The organism is Bartonella sp. PS7NMGDW, from assembly GCF_042193585.1.
Lineage (GTDB): Bacteria > Pseudomonadota > Alphaproteobacteria > Rhizobiales > Rhizobiaceae > Bartonella > Bartonella grahamii.
The window spans coordinates 1-1,022 of record NZ_JBHILX010000090.1 but is presented as its reverse complement, the minus strand read 5'-3'; the positions used below and the strand labels follow the sequence as shown (position 1 = coordinate 1,022).

The 1,022-nt window shown below is 41.0% G+C and carries 1 protein-coding gene; it reads right to left on the bottom strand.

What is annotated here, in order from left to right; translation table 11 throughout:
• Positions 1 to 1,022 (bottom strand): replicative DNA helicase (locus ACFIKJ_RS09435; RefSeq protein WP_375670555.1); only part of this gene is annotated, 1,022 nt, incomplete at both ends.

Genomic DNA, 1,022 nt, shown 5'->3' with positions numbered 1-1,022 from the left:
TGAAAGGCAAGGGGAACGATTCCTGTCGGACCATGGCGTTGTTTTGCTATAATAACCTCGGCTTTACCCTTGGCTTGTTCCATTGCCTCTTGCCATTTGCTATACTCGGCGGTGCCTTCTTTTGGTTCTTCATTTTTGAGATAATATTCTTCGCGATAGACGAACAACACAATGTCGGCATCTTGCTCGATTGAACCAGATTCACGTAAGTCGGAGAGTTGTGGACGTTTATCTGTTCTATTTTCAACTTGACGCGAAAGTTGAGACAAAGCAATGATGGGAATATTGAGTTCTTTTGCAAGTGCTTTTAACCCAGTGGTAATGGCTGTAATTTCTTGAACGCGATTTTCTAATGAACGCTTTGAACCGCTTGTCATGAGTTGGATATAATCGATAATCAAGACATCTAGACCATGTTGTCGTTTAAGACGCCTTGCACGGGCGGACAATTGTGCAATAGACACACCACCCGTTTGATCAATATAAAGAGGGATTGTTTGTAAGGAACGCATTGCGTGAATAATTTTTGCAAATTGCTCTTCTGAGATATTACCACGGCGCATATCAGAAGAAGAAACCTTTATTTGCTCTGAGATAATACGAGTTGCAAGCTGTTCAGTTGACATCTCAAGTGAAAAGAAACCAACAATACCCCCTTCATTGGCTTGGCTGTTATCATGACGCTTGCAAGCATTGGCAATATTAAAAGCAATATTGGTAGCAAGAGAGGTCTTCCCCATAGCAGGGCGCCCCGCAAGGATAATCAAATCAGATGCTTGTAATCCCCCCATTTTCTCATCAAGAGTTTTGATATGGGTAGCTATCCCTGAGAGCTTTGAAGAACGCTTTTTCGCAGCGCTTGCCATGTTAAGTGCTTTTGTAATGGCTGTATTAAAATTTTCAAATCCACCTCCATATTTCCCTTTTTCTGCTAGCTCAAATAATTGATTTTCAACAGTTTCAATTTGTTGTGATGTTGTAAGTTCTACAGAAGCATCATAAGCTCTATTCACAACTTGAGT